The following is a 4,061-nucleotide window of genomic DNA, read 5'->3' on the forward strand; positions in this document are numbered from 1 at the left end:
TCAAGCGCGACCCACTGCGCGCGCGCCATGTAGGGCGCGGGTCTCACGCCCTCGCGCTCGCACAGCTCGGCGAACGTTTCCGGCGAGCACTTGAACGACAGCCGCACGGGAGCAACCTCGAGCGGTGCAACGGCGAACATCCTGCCGTCAACTTTGAACACGAGATCGTATCCCCACTGCACATTCTCCGTGACGTGAGGAAAGGACAAGCAATGTTTGCGCAGGGTGTCGATGTCCATGACTCGATTCGACAGTTTATCGCAGGCAGGGACGGGGCCAGCGGAACCCAGGTCAGGGAGCTACAGGCTGGCTTTGCGCGACGGCAGCGGCAGCATGCACATCCACGCGCGGTGGCCGCTGCACCAGGATCTTCTCGCCTGGGCGGACGTAGCCGAGCTGCTCGCGCGCCTCTTTCTCGATGGCCTTGGGATCGCTTTGCAATGATCTCACCCGGTCCTCCAGCTCCTGGTGGCGCTGGTTTTCGTCGGCGATGTCCTGCTGCAGGTGCTGATATTCGGCGCGTTTGGCCTTGTAGACAATCATGCCGTTACGTCCGTAGACCACCTTGTACCCGGCTGCCACGGCAAGCAGGGCGATGCACAGGGTGGCCAGTATCCGGCGCATACGGTGCAACCACTTTCCGGCAATTCTTACTGTAAAGCTCAAAGAAAATACTCCCCATGCCAGTGAACGTCGGTTCTGACACAGGGTCAAGCGAACGAAAGGCGAAGCCGCGGGAGGGGAACCAAGTTCAGCATCAAAGTTGCGGGAATTGTTAACCAAGCCATCGAGGAGTGGGATACCAGTTCGCTTAGCCTTCTATGCTGAACTTGTCATCCTGAGCGGAGCGAGGGACTTGCTTTCCGCGACCACACGAACCCGTGCACTAAACTATTTCCGCACACGCTGGGAGGAATTTTCTCATGGCTGAACCGCGAATCGTTCTGACGACCGTTGCCGATGAACCAAAGGCCATGGAAATGGCCTCCGCGCTGGTCGAGCGCCGCCTGGCAGCGTGTGTCAACATCGTCGGGCCCATCCGCTCGGTCTATCGCTGGAAAGGGAAGCTCGAACGCGAAACCGAATTCCTGCTCGTCATCAAAACCACCGCCGACCAGGCGGCTCGCTTAGAGACAGCGTTCGAGGAGCTGCATCCTTATGAGCTGCCGGAGCGGGTCGAGCTCTCAGTCGAAGGCGGCAGTGAAGAATACCTGGCGTGGATCAGCGGCGAAGTGCGCGAAGAGTGAGCGCTAGATCCCCAGCCCCGTGACCCGCCAGCCCGCGCCGTGTACCTTATGCCGGATGTTGAGTGTGATGAGCAGCGCCGTCATGGCTTCCACGATGCGCGCATTTTCCAGCTTGCCGCCGTCGATGGCGCGTACGCCAGGAATCTTCGCTGCCAGCTCCGACGCGACCTGCCGTGCGCGGTCATCGTCGCTGCATACAATCACGTCGCAATCGACGTCATCCTCGCCCGCGAGCACCGTGGATGACAGCGAATGAAATGCCGCCGCAACCGCAACATTCTTGCCGACAACTTCCTGCGCCTGCTCCGCCGCTGAGCCCTGCCAAACCCCAAGCACCCGTGTCGGGCGCCCGCCGACCGCGGTTGCCAGCGGAACGGTCGCATCGATCAGCACGGTACCGGTGCGGAACGACGGCTTCAGTTCCTTCAACAAGTCAGCTTGCCCGGCGAAGGGAACCGTCACTACCACAACGTCGCACATCTTCACGGCAGTGACATTGCCGGCGCCTTCGACGCTCGCCAGCGCGCCTGCCTTCTCCGCAATCTGCGCCGCTGCTGCCCGAGCGCGCTCGGCGTCACGGGAGCCGATGATCACCGATTCGCCGGCGCGTGCCCATCGTATCGCCAATCCCGATCCTTCCGGCCCTGTACCGCCAACGATGGCGATCATGCGGCGCTCCCCGTCGCCACCGGAGGCTGCGGATACATCAGCTTCGTATAGGTGGTATTGCGCTGTGCAGGAATGCGTCCCAACTCAAGAATGCGCTCTTGAAATTCGTCGCTCGAGACATATTGGCCAAAGGCAGCGCCCGCCAACCGCGAGATGTTCTCTTCGAACAGCGTGCCGCCGTAATCGTCGGCGCCGGCCAGCAGCGTAAGTTGCGAAACGTCGCGACCCAGCTTCACCCACGATACCTGAATGTGATCAATCGATCCGGCGAGCATCACGCGCGCCAGGGCGTGCACCTTCATATGCTCTTCCAGCGTTGCGCCCGCGCGCGCCAGTCCCTGCTCATACAGCAGCGTGTTGTCGTGGATGAATCCCAGCGGCACAAACTCGGTAAAGCCTCCGGTCTTCGACTGGATCTCCCGCAACAGCCGAAGCTGATTCACCCACTGCTCGGGCTGTTCCGAATGTCCATACATCATGGTTGAAGTGCTGCGGATGCCGCACTCATGAGCGGTCTCGATGATCTCGCGCCACTGCGCGACACTCAGCTTGTTGCGCGACAGGAGGTGTCGCACATCATCATCGAGGATCTCCGCGGCGGTGCCGGGAAGCGTGTCGAGCCCGGCATCTTTCAGCATGAGCAGGTATTCGCGCACGCTCATGCCGGTGAGCTCGACGCCATAGAGCATCTCCATCGGCGAGAAGGCGTGGCAGTGCATCGTAGGCACGGCGGCTTTTACCGCGCGCAGGATGTCGCGATAGTAGAAGGGCGGAAGATCGCGTGGCAGCCCGCCCTGGATGCAAACTTCGGTCGCCCCCCAGCGGGCAGCCTCGCGCACTTTCTCCGCGATCTCGTCCAGAGACAGGAAGTACGCCGTGTCATGCCGCGGGCCCACGGCAAACGCACAAAACTTGCAGCCAACGATGCAGACGTTGGTGAAGTTGATGTTGCGCGTCACGACGTAGGTGACGGTCTCGCCGACGATCTGGCGCCGCAACTCATTCGCGGCCACAACCAATCCGAACAGGTCGTCTCCCGACGCATGCGCCAGCGGCAACTGCTCATCGCGAGTGAGCGACGCACCATCTTGCGTTTCCAAAACTTTGTCGAGTGCAGATCGGACAGGCTGTGAAACTCTGCCTTGAACATCGCTCCAGCTCGTCGCGCGAAGCGTGTCTTGCCGGCACCAGCTCAAGTCGTGCATAAGGCCGAACTCCCGGGTTGAAGGAAAGCAGGTTAGCGAAACAGATCTTTGTCCGCGGGACGCACCAGTTGGCGCGCGCTTCCCGCGCCGCGCATATAGGCGTAACCCCGGATTATACAAGCCGGAACCCGCGCATCTTTGCCGCACACCAGGCCCGCCATCGCAGCCAGCTCATCAGCCACGGCGTGCTCCGTCGCGTGCAGCACATGACCGTAATCATCGCGCTTGCCGCGATAGTCAAGCAGGGCGCGCATGCCCGCGACGCCGATCGCCATATCGCACAATCCCACGCGCCATGCCCGGCCGAAGCTATCGGCGATGATGACCGGGATGTGCAGGCCCGTCAGCTTCTTTAATCTGCGATGAATTCGCGCGGCCGATGCGTCAGCATCGACCGGCAGCAGCACCGCCGACTCGCCGCCATCGACGTTCGAGACGTCGACGCCACTGTTGGCGCACACGAATCCATGCTGCGTCTCGGTGATAAGCACATGTTTGTCGCGCAGCACTCGTTTGGCTTCGCGCAATGCAAGCTCGATTACCCGCGCGTCGGTGGCGTTGCGGCGAGCGGTAGCCAGCGCACGTCGTGAGGGCTTCACCGAGTCGAGCCTAACCATGCGTCCTTCGGCCTTGGAAACAATCTTGTGCTTCAGTATAAGAATGTCGCCTGCGCTGAATTGCAGGTTGGCGCCGGTAACCGCGGCCAGAACGATTTCCGCAAGCGAATCTCCAGGCTTGATTTCGGGAATTCCGCGCACCGGAATTACGTGGACTTCCGCAGCTTGCTGGTGACGGGCCGCTTTCATTTCGAGATCGCCGGCACCGCTTTGGAATCTGCGTGGTAGTCCCACGACCGCAGCAGGCGCTGGGCGTGCGTGTCTCCCTCGCGGGCCAACAGCAGGCCGAGCTCGTGCGGATTGTCGATGTCGAGGCCGATACC

At 61.6% G+C, this 4,061-nt stretch carries 6 protein-coding genes; 1 reads left to right on the forward strand and 5 read right to left on the reverse strand.

Annotation, left to right across the window (positions count from 1 at the left end):
- Positions 1-239, reverse strand: a 239-nt coding sequence (locus tag VMJ11_RS15535) for an MmcQ/YjbR family DNA-binding protein (RefSeq protein WP_325620282.1), incomplete at its 3' end; no start/stop codon positions are given.
- Positions 240-291: 52 nt separating this feature from the next.
- Positions 292-624: a septum formation initiator family protein gene (locus VMJ11_RS15540; protein WP_325620283.1), complete on the reverse strand. Its 333-nt coding sequence runs from the start codon at positions 622-624 to the stop codon at positions 292-294.
- A gap of 299 nt (positions 625-923) precedes the next feature.
- Between VMJ11_RS15540 and cutA the strand changes: the two genes are divergently transcribed.
- Positions 924-1,247 carry a divalent-cation tolerance protein CutA gene (gene cutA / locus VMJ11_RS15545; protein ID WP_325620284.1) on the forward strand — a complete coding sequence of 108 codons (324 nt, stop codon included), beginning with the start codon at positions 924-926 and terminating at the stop codon, positions 1,245-1,247.
- A gap of 3 nt (positions 1,248-1,250) precedes the next feature.
- Here the strand turns inward: cutA and npdG are convergent, their stop codons facing one another.
- From npdG to cofE, 3 genes are all read right to left on the reverse strand, one after another.
- The gene (gene npdG, locus VMJ11_RS15550) at positions 1,251-1,916 is read right to left on the reverse strand and encodes an NADPH-dependent F420 reductase (protein ID WP_325620285.1); all 666 of its coding nucleotides are present in this window, start codon (positions 1,914-1,916) and stop codon (positions 1,251-1,253) included.
- Positions 1,913-3,016 (reverse strand): 5-amino-6-(D-ribitylamino)uracil--L-tyrosine 4-hydroxyphenyl transferase CofH, encoded by a 1,104-nt coding sequence (gene cofH, locus VMJ11_RS15555; protein ID WP_325620286.1) that lies wholly within the window; start codon positions 3,014-3,016, stop codon positions 1,913-1,915. The genes npdG and cofH overlap by 4 nt, the downstream gene beginning before the upstream one ends.
- Positions 3,017-3,153: 137 nt before the next feature.
- The gene (gene cofE / locus VMJ11_RS15560) at positions 3,154-3,927 is read right to left on the reverse strand and encodes a coenzyme F420-0:L-glutamate ligase (RefSeq protein WP_325620287.1); all 774 of its coding nucleotides are present in this window, start codon (positions 3,925-3,927) and stop codon (positions 3,154-3,156) included.
- Positions 3,928-4,061: the final 134 nt, after the last annotated feature.

The sequence above is a fragment of the Paraburkholderia sp. genome (assembly GCF_035501035.1).
Lineage (GTDB): Bacteria > Pseudomonadota > Gammaproteobacteria > Burkholderiales > Burkholderiaceae > Paraburkholderia.

Excerpts from the sequence above, each read along its gene's own strand:
- VMJ11_RS15540 (WP_325620283.1), bottom strand. The coding sequence starts at position 624 with ATGCGCCGGATACTGGCCACCCTGTGCATCGCCCTGCTTGCCGTGGCA.
- cutA (WP_325620284.1), top strand. The coding sequence starts at position 924 with ATGGCTGAACCGCGAATCGTTCTGACGACCGTTGCCGATGAACCAAAG.
- npdG (WP_325620285.1), bottom strand. The coding sequence starts at position 1,916 with ATGATCGCCATCGTTGGCGGTACAGGGCCGGAAGGATCGGGATTGGCG.
- cofE (WP_325620287.1), bottom strand. The coding sequence starts at position 3,927 with ATGAAAGCGGCCCGTCACCAGCAAGCTGCGGAAGTCCACGTAATTCCG.